General features: G+C 53.6%; 15 protein-coding genes and 2 pseudogenes. 12 read left to right on the top strand and 5 right to left on the bottom strand.

Features of this window, described 5'->3' with window-relative positions; all coding sequences use genetic code 11:
- The first annotated feature begins 34 nt into the window (after positions 1–34).
- The 3 genes and pseudogenes from purD to K0H79_RS19365 form a co-directional block, all read left to right on the top strand.
- On the top strand, positions 35–1330 hold the full coding sequence (gene purD, locus K0H79_RS02065) for a phosphoribosylamine--glycine ligase (protein WP_220077141.1): 1296 nt from the start codon (positions 35–37) through the stop codon (positions 1328–1330).
- A gap of 194 nt (positions 1331–1524) precedes the next feature.
- Positions 1525–4722, top strand: a complete 3198-nt coding sequence (locus K0H79_RS02060) for an ImpA family metalloprotease (protein WP_220078063.1) — start codon at positions 1525–1527, stop codon at positions 4720–4722.
- 333 nt (positions 4723–5055) lie between these two features.
- Positions 5056–5201: pseudogene (locus K0H79_RS19365) on the top strand (phosphoribosylglycinamide synthetase C domain-containing protein); the annotation flags it as partial.
- A 184-nt stretch (positions 5202–5385) separates the two neighbouring features.
- Here the strand turns inward: K0H79_RS19365 and K0H79_RS02055 are convergent.
- Positions 5386–6375, bottom strand: a complete 990-nt coding sequence (locus K0H79_RS02055; RefSeq protein ID WP_011758512.1) for a hypothetical protein — start codon at positions 6373–6375, stop codon at positions 5386–5388.
- Positions 6376–7065: 690 nt separating this feature from the next.
- Here K0H79_RS02055 and K0H79_RS02050 point away from each other — a divergent pair.
- A pseudogene (locus K0H79_RS02050) lies at positions 7066–7272 on the top strand (hypothetical protein); the annotation flags it as partial.
- Positions 7273–7340: 68 nt separating this feature from the next.
- On the opposite strand, the gene K0H79_RS02045 reads toward K0H79_RS02050, so the two are convergent.
- Positions 7341–8153 carry an SDR family oxidoreductase gene (locus tag K0H79_RS02045; RefSeq protein WP_220077139.1) on the bottom strand — a complete coding sequence of 271 codons (813 nt, stop codon included), beginning with the start codon at positions 8151–8153 and terminating at the stop codon, positions 7341–7343.
- Between the two features lie 71 nt (positions 8154–8224).
- A complete protein-coding gene (locus K0H79_RS02040; protein WP_258405456.1) occupies positions 8225–10741 on the bottom strand; it encodes a bifunctional diguanylate cyclase/phosphodiesterase in 2517 nt (838 codons plus the stop codon).
- Between the two features lie 278 nt (positions 10742–11019).
- Between K0H79_RS02040 and K0H79_RS02035 the strand changes: the two genes are divergently transcribed.
- From K0H79_RS02035 to K0H79_RS02020, 4 genes are all read left to right on the top strand, one after another.
- A complete protein-coding gene (locus K0H79_RS02035) occupies positions 11020–11721 on the top strand; it encodes a spondin domain-containing protein (protein ID WP_220077138.1) in 702 nt (233 codons plus the stop codon).
- A gap of 11 nt (positions 11722–11732) precedes the next feature.
- The gene (locus K0H79_RS02030; RefSeq protein WP_220077137.1) at positions 11733–12452 is read left to right on the top strand and encodes a spondin domain-containing protein; all 720 of its coding nucleotides are present in this window, start codon (positions 11733–11735) and stop codon (positions 12450–12452) included.
- Between the two features lie 63 nt (positions 12453–12515).
- Complete coding sequence (locus K0H79_RS02025) at positions 12516–13274, top strand: response regulator transcription factor (protein ID WP_408733365.1); 759 nt, start codon at positions 12516–12518, stop codon at positions 13272–13274.
- A complete protein-coding gene (locus tag K0H79_RS02020; RefSeq protein ID WP_220077136.1) occupies positions 13274–14701 on the top strand; it encodes a sensor histidine kinase KdpD in 1428 nt (475 codons plus the stop codon). The genes K0H79_RS02025 and K0H79_RS02020 overlap by 1 nt, the downstream gene beginning before the upstream one ends.
- A 166-nt stretch (positions 14702–14867) precedes the next feature.
- On the opposite strand, the gene hemE is transcribed toward K0H79_RS02020, so the two are convergent.
- Positions 14868–15932, bottom strand: coding sequence for a uroporphyrinogen decarboxylase (gene hemE / locus K0H79_RS02015; protein WP_011758508.1), 1065 nt, complete (start codon positions 15930–15932; stop codon positions 14868–14870).
- A 456-nt stretch (positions 15933–16388) separates the two neighbouring features.
- On the opposite strand from hemE, the gene K0H79_RS02010 reads away from it, so the two are divergent.
- The 4 genes from K0H79_RS02010 to K0H79_RS01995 all read left to right on the top strand — a co-directional run bounded on the left by K0H79_RS02010 (position 16389) and on the right by K0H79_RS01995 (position 20140).
- Positions 16389–16853: an Rsd/AlgQ family anti-sigma factor gene (locus K0H79_RS02010; protein ID WP_011758507.1), complete on the top strand. Its 465-nt coding sequence runs from the start codon at positions 16389–16391 to the stop codon at positions 16851–16853.
- Positions 16854–17038: 185 nt separating this feature from the next.
- Complete coding sequence (locus K0H79_RS02005; RefSeq protein ID WP_220077135.1) at positions 17039–17659, top strand: glutathione S-transferase family protein; 621 nt, start codon at positions 17039–17041, stop codon at positions 17657–17659.
- Between the two features lie 187 nt (positions 17660–17846).
- Complete coding sequence (locus tag K0H79_RS02000) at positions 17847–18524, top strand: alpha/beta hydrolase (RefSeq protein ID WP_220077134.1); 678 nt, start codon at positions 17847–17849, stop codon at positions 18522–18524.
- A 221-nt stretch (positions 18525–18745) separates the two neighbouring features.
- On the top strand, positions 18746–20140 hold the full coding sequence (locus K0H79_RS01995) for a DEAD/DEAH box helicase (protein WP_220077133.1): 1395 nt from the start codon (positions 18746–18748) through the stop codon (positions 20138–20140).
- Positions 20141–20232: 92 nt separating this feature from the next.
- Here the strand turns inward: K0H79_RS01995 and K0H79_RS01990 are convergent, their stop codons facing one another.
- Entirely contained in the window at positions 20233–21996 is a 1764-nt protein-coding gene (locus K0H79_RS01990) for a hypothetical protein (protein WP_220077132.1), read from the bottom strand.
- Between the last annotated feature and the right edge of the window lie 715 nt (positions 21997–22711).

The raw sequence follows: 22711 nt of genomic DNA, 5'->3' as shown, positions 1-22711 counted from the left end.
TGCCTTTCGCATTCAAGATTTAAGGAATAAGCAGATGAATATTCTCGTAATTGGCAGTGGTGGCCGCGAACACGCCCTGGCCTGGAAAGCCGCTCAGAATGCCGACGTAAAGACCGTATTTGTGGCCCCCGGCAACGCCGGCAGCAGCCTCGAGCCCAAGGTGGAAAACGTGGCGATTGATGCCACCGACATCCCTGCGCTGCTCGCCTTTGCCAAAGAAAGCAATATCGCCCTGACCATAGTTGGCCCCGAAGCGCCGCTGGTGATTGGTGTGGTGGATGCGTTTCGCGCCGAAGGCCTGACCATCTTTGGTCCAACCCAGGGTGCCGCTCAGCTGGAAGGCTCCAAGGCCTTCACCAAGGACTTCCTGGCCCGCCATCAGATCCCGACGGCGGATTATCAGAACTTCACCGAAATCCCGCCCGCCAAGGCCTTTGTGGCCGAGCTTACCGCCAAGACAGGTTTCCCTGTGGTTATCAAGGCCGATGGTCTGGCCGCAGGTAAGGGCGTGATCATCGCTCAGGATCAGGCCGAGGCCGATGCCGCCATCGACGATATGCTGGCAGGCAACAAGTTCGGTGAAGCCGGTTCCCGCGTGGTGGTGGAAGAGTTCCTCAGGGGCGAAGAAGCCAGCTTTATCGTGATGGTCGATGGCAAAAACATCCTGCCGATGGCCACCAGCCAGGATCACAAGGCCCGCGATAACGCCGACCACGGCCCCAACACCGGTGGCATGGGCGCTTACTCACCAGCCCCTGTGGTGACTCAGGATGTACACGACTGGGTGATGGCCAACGTTATTCGCCCAACCGTGGATGGCATGGCTGCCGAGGGTAACGTCTACACCGGCTTCCTGTATGCCGGTCTGATGGTCGACCCACAGGGTCAGGCCAAGGTGCTGGAATACAACTGCCGCTTCGGCGACCCGGAGACTCAGCCCATCATGATGCGTCTGAAGTCTGATCTGGTTGAGCTGTGTCTGGCAGCCTGCCGCGGTGAGCTCGACAAGGTTACCGCCGAGTACGACAGCCGCGCCGCCGTAGGTGTGGTACTGGCCGCCGGTGGTTATCCCGATGACTACCGCAAGGGCGATGTGATTGAGGGTCTGTCCCTCGGTAACAACGACGCCAAGGTGTTCCATGCCGGTACCAAGATGGTCGATGGCCGCGTCGTCACCAACGGTGGCCGCGTCCTGTGCGCCACAGCCCTTGGCAACAGCGTGACCGAAGCGCAAAAAGCCGCTTATGCGCTGGTGGATGAAATCCACTGGGATGACGTGTACTTCCGCACCGACATTGGCTATCGCGCCATTGCCCGCGAACAGCAGTAAATACCCGTCCTTGAAAAAGCCGGCATACGCCGGCTTTTTTGTGCCTGCACTTTGACGATCGTCAAAGACACCATTATGTAACGTAATGAATTTATTAAACTAAATTCTTTAAAGCCAAGAGGAAAAGGTTATAATGCCCGCACAATAACAGTACAAAAAGCCCACAAGGAATACCCATGAGAAACACAGTGGCCATGCGAAATACCCTGATATTCACCGCCCTGAGCCTGGCCCTCTATGGCTGCGGAGGAGGTGGTTCTTCCGACGGTGATGGTGGCACCACGCCACCCGCTGCAACCCTGTACACCGCCAAAGCCCAAAGCAGCAGCGGCGGCCAGCTGTCTCCCGCCAGTCTAAGCATCGAAGCGGGTAAACAGGGTAGCTTTACCGTAACTCCAAGCAGCGGCTTTATCCTGGATACCATTGAGGGTTGTGGCGGCACCTTGTCGGGCAGCAACTACACCACGGCCGCCATGGGCGCGGATTGCACCGTGAGCGCCAGCTTTATCACCAATGCCACCAATGCCATTCGCCACCGCGACCACAGCCTGGCCACTGATGCTGAGCTTATCAGCCACGCAAGAGATGCCGTCGCTGCGGCCGAGGGCTCCCGTAAGGCGCTGGTCGACTCCCTGTATCAGGGCATTTCCCAAATCAGCTGGCACCCGAGCCACGACTCCATCACCTTCACCAGTTTCCTGCCTGAGCGCACCCATACCTTACTGCCCGCCAATAAAGATGGCAGTGGCAACAGCGCCAATCGAGGTCTGGTGATGGTGTCAGAAGAGGGTGAGTACCGCAGCGCCGCCATGGCGGCAAACCTGTTTTCGGTCAGCACCTCATCTGAAACCGATATGCTGCTCAAACACCTCATCGGCTGGCTCACCAGGGGCGCCGACCAAACCGATGGCCTCAGCATAGTCACGGCGCAAATGCCGAGCCGTGCCGACAGCTGGTACTTCCCCCATAACGAAGGGATTCGCACCTGGCTGACCAACAACTATGCCAATGCCCACAGCATCAACGACGCCAACAGCTGTGATTACGATGCGTTATCGACTTGCATAGACAACCTCAAGCCCGACCTGATTATCCTGTCGGACATCGATCGCCAATCCCTTGGCCATGAGGGCATAGCCGCAGCCGTCGCCAAGGCCAAAGCAGCGGGGATCCCGCTGCTGCTGTCCAACTACTGGCGTGAAGCCAGCCCCATGCTCAGCCCGCTGTATCAGCAAATGGGGCTGGTGACCTATGGCAACTATTGGTCAAAGCTCAACGCCGACAATCTGACCGTGAGCGACATCCGCGCCAGCGATGCGAATCTGGCAGCGGTCGACCGCCTGCTGGCAAACCTGGATGCCGGTCATTTCGATACGGCGCTGCTGGACAACTGCGGCGGCAACTTCCTCTCCTGTGATGAGGCAGGCTTTGTTGACGCCTTCAAAGCCGGTGCCGACTGGCTGAGAGGCGCTGCCGTTACCCTCGATAATATGGGCCAGGATGCCTTGTCACTGAATGGCGCCGACACCCTGCATGCCGCCGTGCTGCTTGCCGACAAATACCGCGCTGCCATCGACTACCCCATCGCCTGGGAAGAGCAGCAAAGCTGGCAGCAAGCCATGTTCGCCGACTGGCTGGTAAACTATGCCCGCAAGGACAACCCGGCTCAGCCCGACCTCGGAGAATACGTAACCGACAGGAACAATCTCGCCAAGGGCAGCAACGCCAGTTACGCCCATCCGGCCACAGTTACCGAGCGCAAGACCATAGGCGTGCCCTACCCCAACCAGTGGACCACCACCGGCTGGTATGTGCTGCCGGGGCAAACTGTGACCCTGAATCGACTGGATAACAGCGATGCACGGGTGGAAATCAAACTCAACTACCACAGACGCAACACCAACCGCGCCTTCGAGCAAAAGGTGTACCGGGCACCACTGGAGCTGGCTACCCAGCGCCTGCGATTGGAAAAGGGCGAAAGCATCAGTTTTTCAAGCCCCTACGGCGGACCTCTGTACCTGTATCTCGGTGGCAGCGGTGAAGCCCTGAGCGCAGACATCAGCGCCAGCGGCGTAACCCGCCATCCGGTCATCATGAATTTCAGTGATGACAGCCAAATCGCCGCCTTTAATGAGCGCCTGAGCCAGACCGAACTGCCCCATGTGGATCTGCGTACCGATGGCGCCGAGCAGCATATGCGCCGTGACCGCTTTACCAATGCCATTGGCGGCGCCGTGGCCGATGTGAATGCACTGCTGAAAAGCATCTCGGAAGATCATATCAATGCGGTCTACACCCTGGCCGGCTTTAAAATTCAGGGCAAAAACCTGGCAGAATCTCTGCCTGCCGATGTGAAAGCCGCCTGTGTGAATCTGCTTGGCAGCGAGTGCCTGGATGAAGCCCTGCACACCCGCAAAATCATCCAGCACGCCAACTACGACCAGAACGCCCACTGCGGCGCCGGTTGCAGCGGCAACCCCTGGGATGCGGCCTGGAACATCAGCCCCACCGGCTGGGGCGATAACCACGAGCTGGGCCACAACCTGCAAACCAACCGCCTCAATGTGCAATATGCCGCCGCAGGTGATACCGACAACTGGGCAGGTTACGCCAGCCGCGCCGGGGAGAACTCCAACAACATCTTCCCCTACGTGGTGAAATGGCAAGCCCATTATCTGCGTGACGGCAACACCACCCCCATCACCGATGGCCATATGAACCATAAAGATTTGTTTTATGTGTTTATGTCGGATGCCGCTGGCGTGAAAGACAGCAGCGGCAACCGGGTGGTGCTTGGCGCCAACTGCAAGGTACTGGATACGGGCAGCGACCGCTACGATGCCCCCTGGAAGAGCAACAACTATGCGGTGCACAACGGCTATCGGATGGCGTTTTACATCCAGATGGCGCTGCGCAGCCACGGCATGCAGCTCGCCGATGGCACCCGTCTGGCCAATGGTTTCAATATCTTCACCCTGCTGTACCAGCACCAGCGCATCTTTGGTGCCTTAAGCGGCAATCAGGCCGATTGGGACGCCAATAAAGACCGTCTCGGTTTTGGCCTGTTCCCCTTTGAAGGCCATAGCGTTTACGCGGGCAAGAAGGTGCGGGATATTCCTGGCAACGACTTTATGCTGGTGTCGTTAAGCAAGCTCACCGGCATCAACTGGCAGAGCCATTTCGATATGCTGGGGCTGCGCTACTCAAGCCTCGCTGCTACCCAGGCACAGGCCAATGCCACCAAGGGCAGCCTGCCGATGGGCATGTATGTGCTGGAGACAGACCTGCCGCCAGCCAATATGAGCGAAGGCCTGAGCTTCCTGCCACTGTCACTCTCAGATGCCAGCACCCAGTGGCGCGATGGCAGCTCACCGGCAAGTTGCAGTTTGTAAAACAAAAAAACGCCCTTCGGGGCGTTTTTTAATGGGTAACTCAACCGTGTTTACAGGCCTGAGTAACCTCAATGCCCGCCGGCTATCGCCTTTCTGGCCAGCTTATCAATCAGCGAAGGCCACAGCAGACGCACCCAACGACCGAGGCGGCCACGGCGGGACATGATAAGCAAGCGCTCGCGACAGGCGATAGCAGGCGATAGCAGGCGATAGCAGGCGATAGCAGGCGATAGCAGGCGATAGCAGGCGATAGCAGGCGATAGCAGGCGATAGCAGGCGATAGCAGGCGATAGCAGGCGATAGCAGGCGATAGCAGGCGCCGCTTACATATACCGTGTGTCATGTGCTACTGCGCTGGGTACTACAGCGTGACCGAATCGCAAAAACCTGCCTACCCTCTGGTGGATGAAATCCATTGGGATGAAATGTACTTCCGCACCGACATTGGCTATCGCGCCATTGCCCGCGAAAAACAGTAAACACCCGTCCTTGAGAAAGCCGGCATCCGCCGGCTTTTTTTGGGCATTATTTAATATCAAATAATCAGACACATACTGAAATAACAATTGATGTATGATTAATTCTGCAACTATATGAAAAACATTATAGCCCATTAAAATAAACAAGCGCTCTTTCAGGCGCTTGTTTATTGCTTAATTCTCACTATTGTCTTTCAAAAATCTGTTCACAACTTGAATCAACAGTGTAATCAGAGGAACCCGGTGCTACTGATACAGTATAAGTGCCTAGAGACTTATAGGGTTTTGTGCCTAAATTATAAATCCATTTCTGACCATCCACATCCCAACGAAAAATATTATCATCATTGGCATTACCTAATGGCAACAAATCGTCGGTAACATCTATAGTAGGTCCGGCAACCAATGGTGAATAAGAGATATTCACGACAGGTGGTGCTATATCGTCAAAAGTATATTCAACACCGTCAGCATCGATTAGCTTAAATTTAACCGGAATCGCCATATTCTTTTTGCCGAATATTACTATGGGGTCAGAGAATGGAGGTTCAAACCCACCACCCACACACGACAGAGTTAGTTGGGTAATTTCAAGGCTGACATCATCCAATGTTGCATTAAAATATAACTGATCATCCTGCTCTTCAAAACTGATAACCACCTGCTGTCCTTGATAGGTTTGCAGTAGGGCAGTTAAATCAAAGCTTCGGTTATTTGGCCCTATTTGTTGGGTTGGGTCACCGGGATTGGTAGAAAAAACTTCTTGCAGCAGATTGCCGTTGGTATCCTCAACCAATACACGCCATTCCTGATTTGGATCGCTGAACTCAGCATAACTGCGAATTCGGTCGGCCCAGCTGAGGGTTGCAGATTTGATCGCAGTCGGCAGGGATATGGGTTGAGTTGCTATGTGCAAGCCAGGTCCCCCTTGATGACTCACAATATCATAGGTGCCTGAAATGGGTGGTAGCGGTTCCCCAGGTCCTGTTGGGTCAAATGTGCCATCATTGATAACCCAAGCCCCGGAGCCAGAGTCCGTAATATTCCAACCAGAGAAATCTCCGGTTTCAAAGTCGCCATTAGCAATGTACTCTACAGGAGCAGAAAAAACATTACTTGACACCCCATAAAATAGCATAATAAGTGATAAACGTCCGATATTAAACTTAGCCATTTCCATACTCTCCACATTAAAAGCAGAAAAAAACACACTAAAATAATGCCATGACAACATTGGCCGAATAATATTAGTCACTAATTTAATATTTACATTCAACTTGAACAAATCAGTATATCAATACGTGCACATATAACTTACATCTATATCATAATCAAAAATTACACAAGATAATCAAAATGTTATAAATAAACACCATACATCTATAAAATAAATTCACCCAAAAGTGCTACACAGTAATAGGCAAATCATTCATATCTTCTGCACAAAAATACGACAAGATATACGCACAGACATATTAATCCACATTGAAAATATTATATTTACCTTTATTGCCAATATTATGACCAATAATTATATTTTTAACATTTACTCACATAGAAAAGTAGAGCCATGCTCTGATGAGATTTAAAACCTTATTGGATTTAATAGAGGAAAATGAAACATATAATATTGAACAACAAATCATTGAGGTTTTAAGCAATTTAATGCTGGGAGCATGGATGATATTTGTCATTAGATAAGCCATTATCCTGAAATTTGCTGGTTAGTGCGCCTCTCACTGAGTCGTTGCATGCCCGCAAAACTGCCCGCCCTCAACTATGACTCATACTTCATCGAGTAAGCCCAAGCATCAGGAAATAAGTATGAGTTTTGAACCGCATCCCTTCGAAGGCCACAGCGTTTATATTGGGGCTGCGCTACTCAAGCCTCGCTGCTACCCAGGCACAGGCCAATGCCACCAAGGGCAGCCTGCCGATGGGCATGTATGTGCTGGAGACAGACCTGCCGCCAGCCAACATGAGTGAAGGCCTGAACTTCCTGCCACTGTCACTCTCAGATGCCAGCACCCAGTGGCGCGATGGCAGCTCACCGGCAAGTTGCAGTTTGTAAAACAAAAAAACGCCCTTCGGGGCGTTTTTCAATGGGTAACTCAACCGGGTTTACAGGCCTGAGTAACCTCAATGCCCGCCGGCTATCGCCTTTCTGGCCAGCTTATCAATCAGCGAAGGCCACAGCAGACGCACCCAACGACCGAGGCGGCCACGGCGGGACATGATAAGCAAGCGCTCGCGACAGGCGATGGCAGGCGCCATGGCCGCCGCACAGGCTTCGGCCGACATTATCTTGTCTTCCTTCATTGGGGTGGTGCCGAGGGGATTACCTTTGCCATCCAGCGCGCGCTTATGGATTTGCGACACGACAAAGTCGGGGCAAATCACGGTGACGGCCACATCATCGTCGGCAAGCTCAATTCTGAGGGAGTCGAAAAAGCCCATCACGGCATGCTTGGAGGCCGCATAGCCACTGCGGGTAGGCACGCCAGTGAGGCCTGCCACCGAGGCAATGGCCACGACCTGCCCCCGGCTTTGTTTCAAATGCGGCAGGGCCATATGGGTGAGGCGCGCCGGAGCGAGGTAATTCACAGCCATGATCTGTTCAAGAATGGCGAGATCTTCCAGCTCATCGAAACGTGACCACATGGTCATACCGGCGTTGTTGATAAGAATATCCAGACGGCCAAAGCGGGCTATACAGGCGTCGATGAGCTCACGACATTCATGCGGATGGGTAAGGTCAGCGCTGTGAACAAGGACATCAGCCTGTGCTCCCTGTTCCTGTGCCAACTCCAGCGCCAGCGACTGCAGCCGGGTTTCGCTGCGGGCGGTGAGTACCAGATGGCAGCCAAGCCTGGCCAGCTCCCTTGCCAAAGCCCGGCCAATGCCTTCCGAAGCCCCGGTTAAAATCACCACCTTGTCCATCAGGCCATCCATAGTTCCCCCGAATTAAGATTTTCCAATTTTACAGAGAGTTACACTGTCACAATCCCTGCTGACTTGCAATCTTAAGCCGGTTGCCGCAACGGAAATGGGGCGTAGTCTACCAGGGGTTTCGGGCGCCCCACGGCATACCCCTGCGCATAATTAATGCCGATTTCTTCAAGGCGCGCCATGATGTCCTGGCTTTCCACAAACTCCGCCACAGTTTCTATCCCCATCACGCTGCACACATCATGGATGGACTTCACGATGGCATAGTCCTTGGCATTGCTGGCCAGCTGGCGAACAAAGCAGCCGTCGATTTTCACATAGTCCACCGGCAATTCCCGCAGATAACCATAGGATGCGAAGCCGCTGCCGAAGTCGTCAATAGCAAAGGCAAACCCCTGTTTTCGAAGACTCCTGAGCATATCCAGTGCCCTTTGGCGATTTTGAATTGCCGTGGTTTCAGTGATTTCAAAACAGATACAGGCAGGCGGGATGCCATTTCGCTTAAGCTGTCCCACGATATAGGACTCCATGCCCTCCACGCCCAGACTATTGCCCGACAAATTGATGGAAAGACAATGGTCGTGCCAAAGTTCGGGGTGTGCAGCCAGCCACTCCATGGCCATGGCTACCACAGCCTTGTCCACTTCAGGCATCAGCTTAAAGCGCTCCGCCGAGGCAATAAATTGTGCCGGCGGCAAGATGCGGCCATTGCTCTCACGGATCCTTAGGAGGATTTCCATCCGCTTGCGCAGGCTGCGGCCATGGAGCGAATGTATGGGCTGAAAGTAAAGCTCCAGCTCCCTGTTGTGGATAGCTTTGGCAATGCGCAGTGCCCATTTGGGAGCATTACGCTGATAATTCAGCTCTTTGTCTTTATCGTCGTAAAAATGAATTTGGTTGCTGCCTTTTTGCTTGGCCGCCACGCAGGCAATATCGGCATCTTTGAACAGCTCGGCCACGGGCGGCAACGGCGCCCGTGCAAACGCCACCCCAATACTGACACCAACCCGATAACACTGTCCCTGACTCTCGAGCACCTGCATAGCCAATTTTTGCTGCAGCGTTTTGAGCAACACGGCGACTTCATGGGCGCTGCGCTCCAACAGTAAAATGCCAAACTCATCCCCACCGACACGCCCCAATAATTCACCGGGTGCCAAACAGGATTGGAAGGCTTTTGCCACCATACACAACATGCGGTCGCCCTCGAGATGACCACAGCTATCGTTGATGATTTTAAATTGTTCGAGGTCGAGATAGCACAGGGCCACGGTGTCGTGCCCCGACGCAAGTCGCTTCATTCGGGCCTCGAAGGTGGTTCTGTTGGGCAATCCGGTTACCGCATCTTCTTCTGCCTGACGCCTGAGCTCAGCCTTGAGGCGCTCCTCAGCGGTGACATCCCGCAGCGCCAACAAGGCACCGGTACGCTTGTGCTGATGGTCATCAATCGGGCTCAGAGTGCATTGCAATAACCTGCCAGAAAAACGCAGGGAGACTTGTTTGCATGCCTGACTCGGCCCTTTCAAAAAGGTGTGCAGCAGCGCCGGTTTAATACCCAGAATGTCGCTGATGGGTTTGGTGGTAAAATCGGGGGCTTGTCCACCAAGCAAACGGCAGGCTGGCGGGTTGAGGTAAAGCACATCACCCTTGGTATCGGTGAGAATAACCGCATCGGCAATGCCTTCCAGAATCACCCTGGCCTGTTCTTTTTGGGCAAAGATTTCGGCCAGTAACTTATTGCTGACCCGGGAGAAATGCCGCACTTCGGCACAGCCATCGGCACTGAGGGGAAGATAACGACTGGCACTGGGGTCCATGTTGCCAAGCTGAGACATAAGTCCATTGAGCGGCACCACCAGGCTGCGGCGGATCCACAGATAACCAAGGGCAAGCAACAATATGCCCGTCAGTAAGATACCCACTACCACCCGGTCGGGCTGAATGGCCAATTTATGAAAATCACGCACTCCGAAACTCACGTCGAGTACCAATCGACCAGCGCCAATACCGGCAACCGGGATTTGATATTTACCGGCAGCACCCGACTCCAGCAGCCGAATTCGTTCGACAAAACCTGACTGTCCGAGGCGGGTAAGCTCTTCCTCTGGCAGGCTGCGGGACACCAAAACACGGGAGTCTCCCGGTGTGATGGCGGTTAACAGGTGAGGACCCGAGTCCAGTAGAAGGGCCACTGCGACATCGTCGCTGCCTTGCACCAGCGCGGAGATAATATCGGGGGATAACAGAGAATCGCCGCTTTGGCCGAGGGAAATTAGCCCGGCATCAGAATAGCGGTAAAAATGCAGACCCAGGGCATGGGTGCGTTCATGCCAGGCAGAATCCATACTCGCCTGAGCTTCCGGAGAGAGACTGCTCAGCGGCCCTGCATATATGTGGCTCAGCTGCAATTGGCGCCAAACACTGCGCTGATATTGCTCTTCAATGCTGACAAGCTCCTGAGCAATGGATTGCTCCAGCAGCGAGGTGGCTTTGCGTTCAAACCAAAGACCCATACCCCAATACACCAGCAATATTGCCGGTATACAGAAAGCAGCGATAAAAACCAAAAACTTCTTGCCAATGTGCATCATAAACCACGGCTGTGTATATCCCATGAATCGAGGGTGACCACGGGTACTGCATAAGCGCGCCGAAACATACCCTATTTGCAGACGCACCGAAACCAGTCCTGAGCCTTCCAAGGCAAAAACTTTCGCAGGTTGCCCAAAAGCACATCAGCATGCCTTGATATAGCGCAGCATTTAACACGAAGAAGTGCCCGCAGTGATTTTTTTGTGATATTTCGGCGATATTTGGGTGAAATTCTCGCGGGATGCTTTCTCCATCAATCACCAGAAGGAGAGACACCATGGCCCACAAAATTTTGCCCGCAGGCGCCCTGCTTGCCGCTGCCCTGCCCTTTGTCGGCAACGCCGCCGAATTGGACATCAGCATTACCAATCTCACCCACGGCAACCACTTTACTCCAGTGCTGATCGCCGCCCATGGCGCTGATATGCACCTGTTCCAAAGTGGCGAAATGGCCACTGCCGCGCTGCAAAAAATGGCCGAAGGCGGCGCTATCGATGAGCTGGTTACTCAGGTCGAAGGCGCCGGTGGCGTAACAGTACAAAACCCCGCCGCTGGCCTGATGGCCGCAGGTAGCAGCGTGTCCGGCGTCATGATGGACAGCGGCAGCCAAACCCACCTGAGTGTGGTCGCCATGGTACTGCCCACCAATGATGCCTTTATCGGCCTGGATAGCTGGCCTATTCCCACCGAGCCTGGCACCTACACCCTGTACCTGAACGCCTACGATGCCGGTACCGAAGCCAACGATGAAATCATCAACGGCGCAGGCGCTCCGGGCCAACCGGGTATTCCGGCAGCACCCGGCGGTGATGGCGGCAGCAACGGCACCGGCGTGGCCGACGGCTCAACCAATGACAAGGTGCATATCCACCCCGGCGTGCTGGGTGACACCGACCCCAATGGCGGCGCCTCTGATCTCGACAGCCGTATCCACCGCTGGCTCAACCCCGTGGCCCGCGTGGTTGTCACTGTGAAATAAGGAGGCTCAAGATGAATAAGCTTCCCATGAAAACCAGCCTACTGGCGCTTGCCCTGTTGGGGCTTGGAGCCTGCTCCGACAGTGACAATCTGCCACCACCGCCGCCGGAGTCACCTGCGCCGCCTCCAGTGGTGATGAAGAGCTTTGAAGTTACAGTCACCAACCTCACCGCCAATCAGCCGATGTCGCCGCTGGCGCTTGTCAGTCATGATGATGACACTGCACTGTGGCAAATAGGTGAAAGTGCCAGCGTGGCGCTGGAGCAACTGGCCGAAGGTGGCGACAGTAGCGGATTCGATGCCATCAGCGGTGTTGATACCCTGGTGCGCGGTACAGGCATTTTGCCACCGGGTATGAGTGAAACCCTCACGCTCACACTCGCAGAAGATAAGGTGGATGCCCTGTCGCTGCTGACCATGCTGGTTAATACCAATGATGCCTTCAGTGGTTTCAACGCCATGGATATCGAGTCCATGGAAAATGGCGCCAGCAAGAGCCGGAGACTGATGGCATACGATGCAGGTACCGAGGCCAACTCCGAAGCCAAAGGCACCATTCCCGGCCCTGCCGATGGCGGCGAAGGTTTTAACGCCGCGCGGGACGATGTGGACAGGGTGCACGTGCATCCGGGTGTTATCAGCCAGGACGATGGTTTGGCCGACTCTGTGCTGCACGCGTCACACAAGTTCGACAACCCTGTGCTCAAGGTAACCATCACACGTACCGAATAAGGGTGAAAGAAAAGGCGCCGGCGTCAGGTCATCTTGTTACCTGTCACCGCCGGAGCCTGTGTGATGCCTTATCAGATTAATGGAAGCAACACCAAAGATAGCCATGCTATGGAAGGAGGGGTGCAGATCCTGCTTGTGGAAGACGAGCAGGATTTGGCCCAAATGATTATGGTTAACCTGACGGCCCTTAATTTCCGGGTCTTTCACGCCGCCTCTTTGCATCAGGCCAAGGCGCTGCTGCAGGCCAAGCGTATCGATCTGGTGCTGCTCGACCGCATGTTGCCCGATGGCGATGGCCTGTTGCTGTGTCAGCAACTGAGAAACGCAGGCCAGGAGATGCCGGTGATGCTGCTCACCGCCCGCGATGGCGAGGCCGACACAGTTCTCGGGCTCGAAAGCGGTGCCGACGACTATATGACCAAGCCCTTCAGCGTGCTTGAGCTGCGTGCCCGTGCCAAAGCGCTGCTCAGACGCCGTCTGACCGCCGCTCCTTCACGGCAGCTGATCGAATTTGAAGGACTGCGCATCGATGTGGACTCCCGCGAAGTGGTCGCCTTCGACAATCCCCTGCCCCTCACCGCCAAAGAATTTGACTTGCTTGCCTTTTTGGCCCGCCACCCGCAACAGGTTTTCAGCCGCACCCAACTGCTGGATGCCGTATGGGGCTATCGTTTTGAAGGCTTCGAGCACACGGTCAACAGCCACATCAATCGCCTGCGGGGCAAACTCGCCCATATCCCCGGCTCCCGTGAGCTGGTGCAAACCGTGTGGGGCGTGGGCTATAAATTTGCTCCTCCCGCAGCCCAGGCGGCATTGCACTGATGAAAACCCTGTTTTCCCGGCTGCTGCTGGCCTCGACCGTATTGATGCTGGGGCTGATGCTGGCTCTCGGCGCCTTTTTGGAGCAAAGCCACCGGCTGGGGCGTGACAAGGTGCAGCAGTCGCTGCATCTGGAGCTGGCGGCCCATATGGCCCATATCAACCCCATGCTGTCGCGGGGTGTCACCTCCGACAGCGCCCTCAAAGAAGCCTTTCACGACTTTATGCTGCTGGGGCCAAGCTTTGAGATTTATACCCTAAGCCCCACAGGACAGGTGCTGGCATTCGATGCCGCGCCAAACAAGGTCGTCACCGGCAAGGTGGATTTGGCGCCGATTGCGCGCTTTTTGCGGGGCGAGCCCCTGCCGATTACCGGCACGGATCCGCGCTCCGGCGAGCAGCAAAAGATATTTTCGGTCAGTGAGCTTAAAGACCCCAGCGGCAAACTCACGGGTTACCTTTATGTCATCATCGGCGGCGAGATTTACGACAGCTGGCATCAGCTACTTGCCAGTGACATTCAAAGCCGCGGCCTTGGCGCCGGTATGCTGCTGGCCATCGGCTTTGTGATAGCGCTGTTTTTGCTGCTGGCCAAGGCGCTGAGCACACCGCTCAGGCGATTGAGTAAAGATTTGGAAACCCTGCGGCTGTCGGGCGCCGAGGCGGGCCACACCACATTGCCGGGGCATTATGGTGGCGGCGCCGAAATAGAAAGTCTTGCCAATAATATCAATCTGTTGCTGACAACCTTGTCGCAGCAGCATCAAAAACTGGTGAACCAGCAAGTGGCCCGGCAACAGTTTTTGTTGCACTTGTCCCACGATCTCAAGACACCACTGACCTCACTGCTGGGGTATCTGGAAACCTTCCTCATTACCCCAGAAAAACAGCGCGACACCGCCTGGCTTGAAGCCGGGATGCGCTCGGGGGAAAAGCTTAAATCGCAACTTGGCGAGCTGCTGGAGCTGGCGGCGCTGGAAAATGGGCAGATACGGGTGCGTTCGCGCCTAACGCCGCTTAAGCCCGTGCTGGACGAGCTGGGCCAGTGCTTTGCGCCCAAGGCTCAGCAGAAACAGATTGAGCTTTGTATCGACGATCCAGGCGCCTTGTCGCTGCATACCGATCCGCAGCTCTTTGGCCGGGTGCTGGCCAATCTGGTGGACAACGCGCTGCGCTACACCCCGCAGGGCGGCAAAATCTCTGTCAGCCTGCTTGAGGGCGAGCAGCAGACCATCAGCATTCGCGACACAGGCCCCGGCATGGACGCCGAATTGCAGGCGGCCTGGCAGCAAACCGGCAGTACGGATTTGCCACAGCTGGGGGTCGGCCTGTCGATTGTGCGCCAGTTGACCGGCCTGCTGGGCATGAAGCTGATGCCCGTCAGCCGCCCCGGTGAGGGCTGTGAGTTCAGAATTGAACTGCCAGCCTGAAAGGCCGTGTAAATACCACAGCATCCAGCCCATCGGCGACAAGCACTGAACAATTGGCACTCACCAACCGGCATTCACCATTCGTCTTTCAATAACCGGCTTTAAATAACAAAAAGGCCCGCATTGGCGGGCCTTTTGACAGTATTCAGTTAAGCGTTACGACCGCTTACTTGTGATACTTGCGCGACTTCTCGTGTACTGCCTTGATAAAGGCGCCTGCATGCTCAGGATCCACATGCTGATGGATACCGTGGCCGAGGTTGAACACGTGACCGGTACCTTCGCCGAAGCCAGCCAGAATCTGCTCAACTTCTTCTTCGATGCGTGGGATTGGCGCGTACAACATGGATGGGTCCATGTTGCCCTGCAGCGCAACCTTGTGGCCTACGCGGCGGCGGGCATCGGCGATGTCCACGGTCCAGTCCAGACCCAGGGCATCACAGCCGGTTTCGGCCATAGATTCGAGCCACAGACCGCCGCCCTTGGTGAACAGGGTCACTGGCACTTTACGGCCATCGGCTTCACGGGTCAGGCCATCAACAATCTTCTGCATGTAACGCAGTGAGAACTCACGGTAGGCGCTGTGAGACAGGGCGCCGCCCCAGGAGTCGAAAATCATCACTGACTGAGCACCGTTGGCGATTTGCGCGTTCAGGTACAGGATGACCGAGTCGGCCAGCTTGTCCAGCAGCAGGTGCAATGCCATTGGCTCGGAGTACATCATGCGTTTGATTTTTTCGAACGCCTTGCTGGAACCACCTTCCACCATGTAAGTGGCCAGGGTCCATGGCGAGCCGGAGAAACCAATCAGAGGTACTTCACCCTTGAGTTCGCGGCGGATGGTGCTTACGGCACGCATCACATAGCCCAGCTCATCTTCCGGATCCGGGATTGGCAGCGCCTTGATGGCTTCCAGGGTGTCGGCCTTGCGCTCGAAACGTGGGCCTTCGCCGGCTTCAAAGTACAGACCCAGGCCCATGGCATCGGGAATGGTCAGAATATCAGAGAACAGGATGGCCGCGTCCAGCTCGTAACGGCGCAGTGGCTGCAGCGTTACTTCGCAGGCCAGTTCGGCGTTTTTGCACAGTGACATAAAGTCACCGGCCTGGGCACGGGTTGCACGGTATTCAGGAAGATAACGGCCCGCCTGACGCATCATCCACACGGGAGTGACATCCACGGGTTGTTTAAGCAGGGCGCGCAGGTAACGATCGTTTTTCAATTCTGCCATTTGGCGTGATTCCTGTTCTTATGAAAGCTGCGCGGTAGTTTAGCATTTACGGGAATAAAGTAACCTTTCAAAATTCATTTCTGTGAGCTGCGCTGCGCCTCAATGCCCGGACAAAAGTTATCAGCCTATCTTCTGATCAGGATCAAAAGGATGACGGGAAAATGACGCTTATGTGAATCGGAAGACAGAAAAAAGTTGCGTGGGCAGATCCCCTTTGGTATAAAAAGTCTGCGCTAGCAAGAACAATCAAGAAGCTCGTCACATCGAGCCCGCATATATTCCGACTCGCCCGGCCACAGATTTCTGTAGCCGGGCTTTTTATTTCTGCTTTTTTGTATACAAAACAACTGGTTTGTCCATTCAATACCTGAGACTGAATGCGTCAAAAATCAGTTGATCAGGACCCGATTTCTCTCCTACAGTAAGAGAACGACATCTAAGGAAGAGAGGCCCGAAATGCTGAGTCAGCTGGAAAAAGCCGAACAAAGATGGGGCGGCGCCAATAAGCTCATTGACCAGTGGCTGGAAAACCGCAGAAACCTGTTGGTGCATTACTGCCAAATCGCGGGTTTACCTCCCTACGAAGACCGCGCACGTCTTCCCTCCTTCGATCATGTCAAAGCCTTTTGCGATCTGTTGGTTGATTATGTTTCCGAAGGCCACTTCGAGATTTATAACAAGGTGGTCAGCGCCTGTGAAACCAACGGCAAGTCAAGCCAGGACATTGCCAAGAACCTGCTTCCCAAAATTCACAACACCACAGATATGGCATTGGACTTCAACGATAAGTACACGGGCGTGGATGACGACAATGTGCTGATGCAGCTCGATGAAGATCTCTCCCACCTCGGCGACGCCATGGAGACCCGCTTCCAGCTGGAAGATCAGCTGCTCGAAGTGCTGCACAGCAAACACTCTTGAATACCTTGCAGATGTCTTACAAAGCCGGCCAGCGCCGGCTTTGTTGTTTCCTGACAGGTTTCAGGCACAAGCTGTACAGGCATACCACGCCTCAAGACGATACCAGCCCCTCTTTGTCGTAACCCTCAGGGTATAAAAACGACCAGAACTCATATCCAGCAAAATACACATCTCAGGAGAGCACAATGACCCAGATTAAAGTCAGTTATTTCGATGTTGATGGCGGCCGTGGTGAGCCAATCCGTATCGTACTTCACGCCGCCGGTATCCCGTTTGAGGATTTCCGTTTCGGCTATGGTGAATTTGCCGAAGTGCGCAAAACCACACCGCTGGGCCAGGTGCCCACTGTCAATATAGAGGGAGTACAGTACACCCAGTCGAGTGCCTTGCTGCGCTATTTTGGCAAGGCGGCCGACCTTTATCCCCAGGACCCGTTTCAGGCGCTGCTGTGCGATGAAATCATAGATGGCTCTGAAGACCTCACCAATAAACTGGTCGCCAGCTTCGGCCTGCAGGGTGATGCCTTAAAGAGTGCCCGCGAGGCCTTTGTGGCAGGCCCTCTGCCCCTGTACCTGGGGTGGATGTCTCAAAAGCTCGCCGCACAGGGTAACTACTTCGCCAACGGCAAACTGACCATAGCGGATCTTAAAGTGTTTATGTTGCTGCGCTGGCTGGGTTCGGGCCAGTTGGATCATATTCCGGCAGACAGCGTCGCGCGTATCGCGCCCTCACTGCAAGCCTATGCAGAGCGCATTGGTGCCGAGCCGGTCATTAGCGCTTACTATCAGGCCCGCGCGGCCAAATAGACAATCTGTAGCCGTGAGTACTTAGTGCCTGTGAGCGCTTATATCAAGGTAGTAGCTTACGGCTGAAATCAGGGTACAAAAAGGCGGGCTTACGGGGATAACATTCCCAGATGGCATCTTATCTGCGCTAAAGCCTGCCAATGTATGTGACCTTGAGTGACCGGAAGAACAAACTGATGAGGTTGTGATGAAAGCAGGATTGGCGACATTGGTGCTGGCATGCAGTTTAACCATACAGGCAACCGCAGGACAGGCAATCGCAGGCACTGTGGTGACTACGCCGCCCGACAAGCCAAGCCCTTCGGCAACCTATCTCTTTTATTTACACGGCCGCATTATTGAAAACAGTGGCCCCAGGCCAACCGACCCACGCTTTGGCTTATATGATTACCCGGCGGTGCTGGATGCGCTGGCTTCCCGTGGCGCAGTGGTGATTTCAGCCCAGCGACCGGCGAATACCAACAGTTACGCTTATGCCGGCACCCTGGTGGCACAAATTGAGCAGTTGATTGAAGCAGGCGTGCCTGAGCGCAACATAGTGGTGGTCGGCTTTTCAAAGGGCGGCGGCATTACCACCCGGGTGTCCAGCTACCTGCATCGCCCTGAGCTGCGCTACGTGCTGCTGGCATCGTGCCCCGAAGGTTCAGTCCCACCCAGCCTGAGATTATCCGGCAGGGTGCTGTCGATTTATGAAGCGAGCGATGCGCTGGGCGCAAGCTGCCGCCACTTTATGGACTACTCCGAAAAACCGGCGAGCTTCAAGGAGCTTAAAATCGACACGGGGAAACTGCACGGCGCCTTTTATCAACCCCTACCCGAGTGGCTGAACCCAGTGCTCGATTGGGTCCACGGTACGGCACTGTGATCTGACGAGATAGGATCCGATGGGATCTGACGGGATAGGATGAATTGGCCTGACTCTTTTCTGTCCTGGCTTTCTGTGCTTGACTTGGTTCAATGTCGGCAGGTCCCATCAAGCGCCGCTGGCTTTGAATCCAGGATGAATAGCGATAGAATGCGCGCCCATCCCGAGGCTACCGCCCTTAACACTGAGGCTACCGCCCTTAACACTGAGTTGGATTTGCTATGTCATTTGCCCGTCTGGGATTAGCTCCCGCCATTAGTTCTGCACTTGAGTCGCTGAACTATCAACAGCCTACCGAGATCCAGCAAAAGGCAATCCCGGTAGCCTTAAGTGGCCGCAATCTGCTGGCCGCGGCTCAAACCGGGACGGGCAAAACGGCAGCGTTTGGACTGCCGCTGATTGAGCGCTTAAGCCAGGGTAAGACCGAACGGAAAAAACGGGTACGGGCGGTGATTCTGGCGCCAACCCGGGAGTTGGTGGTGCAGGTGGCTGACAATCTTAGCGCCTACGCGGCGAATTTGCCGCTGACCGTGCTGGCCATGTATGGCGGTGTGGATATGGAGGCCCAAAAGCAGGCGCTGATTGAGGGGGTGGATATTCTGGTGGCAACGCCGGGTCGACTCAAAGACATGTACCATCAGCGCGCTGTGCATTTTGACGAAATCCAGGTGCTGGTGCTGGATGAAGCCGACCGCATGCTGGATATGGGCTTTATTGAGGTCATTAACGACCTAATTGGCCGCATGCCCACGAACCGCCAGAATCTGCTGTTTTCGGCGACTCTGTCCCCACGGATCCGCGAACTGGCCAAAACGGCGGTGCCGGATCCGGTTGAAATTGCCATCGCCAAGCCCAGCAAAAAGGAGATTTCCCAGTGGTTGGTGACGGTCGACAAGGACGCCAAGTCGGCACTGCTGAGCCATCTTATCCAAACTGAACAATGGCAGCAGGCGCTGATTTTCATTGAAACCAAACATGGTGCCGCCAAGTTGGTCAGCCAGCTGGAAAAGCGCGGCATTCGCGCCGAAGCCTTTCACAGTGGCCGCAGTCAGGCGTCGCGCGAACAGGTGTTGAGTGAATTTAAAGACGGCAGCTTGCAGTATCTGGTCGCCACCGGCGTGGCCGCCCGGGGGATTGATGTCGATAAACTGGAGCGGGTGGTGAACTACGATCTGCCATTCCCGCCGGATGAATATATTCACCGTATCGGTCGTACCGGCCGTGCGGGCATGACAGGAGAAGCAGTATCTTTGCTGTCAAAAGATGATTTCAAGAATCTGTGTATGATTGAAAGCCGTCTGGGGCATGTGATTGACCGGCGGGTGATTGAGGGATTTGAGCCCAAAAAGCCTATCCCTGTGTCTATTCTCGACTATAAGCCCAACTCTCAGCGCAAAGCCCAGCCCAGCTCTCGGCACAAAGCCCAGCCCAGCTCTCAGCCCATCTCTCAACCAAAGTCTCGCACCGAAAAGCCAAGGGCAAGCGAAGGCGGCACTGCAGCCAAAAACCCTTGGGCAGCGGCGCAACGAAAAAAACCTGCAAACCCACAGCGTGGAGCGGGCGGCGCCAGATCAGGGACGCCAAAGGGCAAGGACTCAGCCAAGCCAAGAGGCTAATGCCAGAGGAAATAACGCCGCGCACAGGGGCGGCCAAATAAGCTCAGCTTTTTGGACGTCCCAGCGACCAGCGGGAGCAACTGCTGCGCTTGTTAGATCCCGTACTTGAATAGTGCGTCATCAAGGTTTTTCTTATACTGTTCTTCATTCAAGTGCTTAATTGCCTTTTTATTAGCTGCTGCATTTATCTCGATAAACTTAAACCCTTGGTTAACGGAATGTATACTATTACGCTGCGAGGCCAAAGTAACCAAAGTTGACATGATAATATCGAGATAGTCATGTATGTTTTCGATTAATGCACTTGTGGCTGAAGGGGTCCTGCCGGAGTGAACAATAATATTCCTTGCGCGATAAATTCGTCTTAGCTGCCAGGCAACCCTCTCCTCATGATCTGCTATCGTACCCACGATTCTCTTAGGATCAGATATCATTGAAGCAATATAAAAGAATCTATTCCTCAACAAATGAAAGTCTCTGAAGGATCTGTCCAATCTATCACGTTTTTGTTGATGTTGATCCAGTACCAAAAGTTTTGCAAGCTTCGAGCGAAAGCTGTCCCCATCAATACCACGCAATGCGCGACTAAGCTCATTCCTGTTCCAGTTGAATAAGTCGCTACTGAGCCGATCAAGCATTCTATTTATGTAGTTCAAAGTCAAAAACGGCATGGATGAATTTACTATATTTTCAATTGTAGAAATATCATCGGTTGACGGAGGAATGAGCGATTCTAATGCTATCCACAAGTTTATCATTTGATTTTCAATAGAATCACTGCTTAGAGCCAAAGAATGAAGCTCTGAGCTTCTAGCAAATTTAGAAAGGGAATCCTCATCTAAAGAAAACTCTGAAATAAAGCTATTCAATCGTTTCGATGCTTTTTTAGCGCGAAGGTCTATGCATTTAAGCATTGGGTTTATAGGCTTAGAAATTATTGCTGAAGTCATATCATCTGCGGTTATGATTAGACATTCATCCGACCATGCAGGGTGTTCTTTATGGTGAAACAGCGTGAGAAATGTTTGCATTAGCTCCATTCTTGTATCGGATTCCTCCCGAGCCGAATACAATTCATTTGCTTTCAGTTTCCTTACAGCTACATATGTTTCATCACCAGACAAAGTGAATCCATTGTCCTTTATTTGAGTTTGACAATCTTCAATTTCATCTGATACCTCAAGATTGATTTTTTCACATGAATCCTTAATGGTCTTGAAAATATTAGATGCTCTATATATAGCTATATATTCTTTCTTCTCAACTCTGAAAAATTCGATATATCTCGATATATCATTATTACTGGATATCCTTTGATCTGCTTCGTGAAAAAAATAAATTGTTTTTTCATAAAGCCATTTAGAGCTGAATCCATAGTTTTTCAAAGTTGTAATGAAACTTCTGGCCAAAGAACGGATCTCGTTAAAATCACCACCCGTACTAACCGCGATTATTAGCAATTCTTCGTTCTTTTTGCGATAAGCCGGCAAGTTTATTTGTGACCAAAGCAGCTCAAGAACTACTTTTTTCTCGGCAATAAATTTCTTTTTATTTTGAAGAATTGCCAGAATTTGTTCTAAGTCGGATTTTATTAGCGACGCAGCTACCCTGTCTCTTTTTAATCTCTCTGTAAGCTCTTCCAGAACATGATCTAGATTGGGACCTTTAATTACACCGTTTTCAATATCGTTAATAACATCTAGTGCTTCAACACAGAGAAGGCTAGTGTTTAGTGCTGAAGGCTTATAAGTATCCAAGGAAAAGTCAAAGAGCATTTCCTCAAGCAATTGAGAGAAATATACGAGCTCTTTACACTCTCTTGGATTATCCCAATTATTAAGATATCTAAACTTCATTTGACCTCTATATATTTTAAGATCTAACTATTCTATAGTAGTGCGCATACGCATAATCCCAACTCCCCCCTTGGCAAAATCTCACGCAACACGCTGTTTTTAAATTTGATTTTTAAATTATCAAAATCATCCTGGGTGGAAAGTGCGCATGCGCATGATTCTAAAAGTGAGGACACCAACAACACTCTCACTCAACACTGTTCCAAAAGGTTTCACTTCTTCCCCCATCGAAGCCGCTTTGGCTGTTGGGCTGAGTGAAACGAGCGAGCCGAGACAGGGGCGAGTGTCGCATCGCGACTAGCTCACGAGCGCGAGGCAGGACAGCCGAGCCGGGGGGAAGCATAAGGATATGCTTCGCCGAAGCAGTGACCGTTGAGCTTGGAGCGAATCGGTCACGGTGGTCGTTTTCAGCCCATAAGGCCAAAGTGCTCGGCTTCGTCTGGGGTCGCAGGGGGATTGGACAAGGGCTCATGCTCGCCAGAGCGTCCATGAGCGCGAACCATGTAGGGTGAGCTGGCTCTTTTGCATTGATGCAATTGCCAGTCGAAACGGCCTCCGCGTGGCGCGCAGAGCGCTTCGGCTCCAGCTAAGCGACAGAAGCAGTTCTGTCGCTTGCCCGCGGGGCACGCTTTCACCCTTTCCCCGGGTGTGGGGTGAAGCCCCACGACTTTCGCCAAACGCAGTTTGGCAACCCAAACAAACGCCCCGTGTTGGC

The organism is Shewanella sp. FJAT-52076 (genome assembly GCF_019457455.1).
Classification (GTDB): Bacteria; Pseudomonadota; Gammaproteobacteria; order Enterobacterales; family Shewanellaceae; genus Shewanella; species Shewanella zhangzhouensis.
Note: the sequence above shows the minus strand (reverse complement) of the source record. Positions and strands in the feature narration are given on the sequence as shown.

Excerpts from the sequence above, each read along its gene's own strand:
- K0H79_RS02045 (WP_220077139.1), bottom strand. The coding sequence starts at position 8,153 with ATGGATGGCCTGATGGACAAGGTGGTGATTTTAACCGGGGCTTCGGAA.
- K0H79_RS02030 (WP_220077137.1), top strand. The coding sequence starts at position 11,733 with ATGAATAAGCTTCCCATGAAAACCAGCCTACTGGCGCTTGCCCTGTTG.
- hemE (WP_011758508.1), bottom strand. The coding sequence starts at position 15,932 with ATGGCAGAATTGAAAAACGATCGTTACCTGCGCGCCCTGCTTAAACAA.
- K0H79_RS02020 (WP_220077136.1), top strand. The coding sequence starts at position 13,274 with ATGAAAACCCTGTTTTCCCGGCTGCTGCTGGCCTCGACCGTATTGATG.
- K0H79_RS01995 (WP_220077133.1), top strand. The coding sequence starts at position 18,746 with ATGTCATTTGCCCGTCTGGGATTAGCTCCCGCCATTAGTTCTGCACTT.
- K0H79_RS02055 (WP_011758512.1), bottom strand. The coding sequence starts at position 6,375 with ATGGCTAAGTTTAATATCGGACGTTTATCACTTATTATGCTATTTTAT.
- K0H79_RS02005 (WP_220077135.1), top strand. The coding sequence starts at position 17,039 with ATGACCCAGATTAAAGTCAGTTATTTCGATGTTGATGGCGGCCGTGGT.
- K0H79_RS02000 (WP_220077134.1), top strand. The coding sequence starts at position 17,847 with ATGAAAGCAGGATTGGCGACATTGGTGCTGGCATGCAGTTTAACCATA.
- K0H79_RS02060 (WP_220078063.1), top strand. The coding sequence starts at position 1,525 with ATGCGAAATACCCTGATATTCACCGCCCTGAGCCTGGCCCTCTATGGC.
- K0H79_RS02040 (WP_258405456.1), bottom strand. The coding sequence starts at position 10,741 with ATGATGCACATTGGCAAGAAGTTTTTGGTTTTTATCGCTGCTTTCTGT.
- K0H79_RS02025 (WP_408733365.1), top strand. The coding sequence starts at position 12,516 with ATGCCTTATCAGATTAATGGAAGCAACACCAAAGATAGCCATGCTATG.
- purD (WP_220077141.1), top strand. The coding sequence starts at position 35 with ATGAATATTCTCGTAATTGGCAGTGGTGGCCGCGAACACGCCCTGGCC.
- K0H79_RS02010 (WP_011758507.1), top strand. The coding sequence starts at position 16,389 with ATGCTGAGTCAGCTGGAAAAAGCCGAACAAAGATGGGGCGGCGCCAAT.
- K0H79_RS02035 (WP_220077138.1), top strand. The coding sequence starts at position 11,020 with ATGGCCCACAAAATTTTGCCCGCAGGCGCCCTGCTTGCCGCTGCCCTG.
- K0H79_RS01990 (WP_220077132.1), bottom strand. The coding sequence starts at position 21,996 with ATGAAGTTTAGATATCTTAATAATTGGGATAATCCAAGAGAGTGTAAA.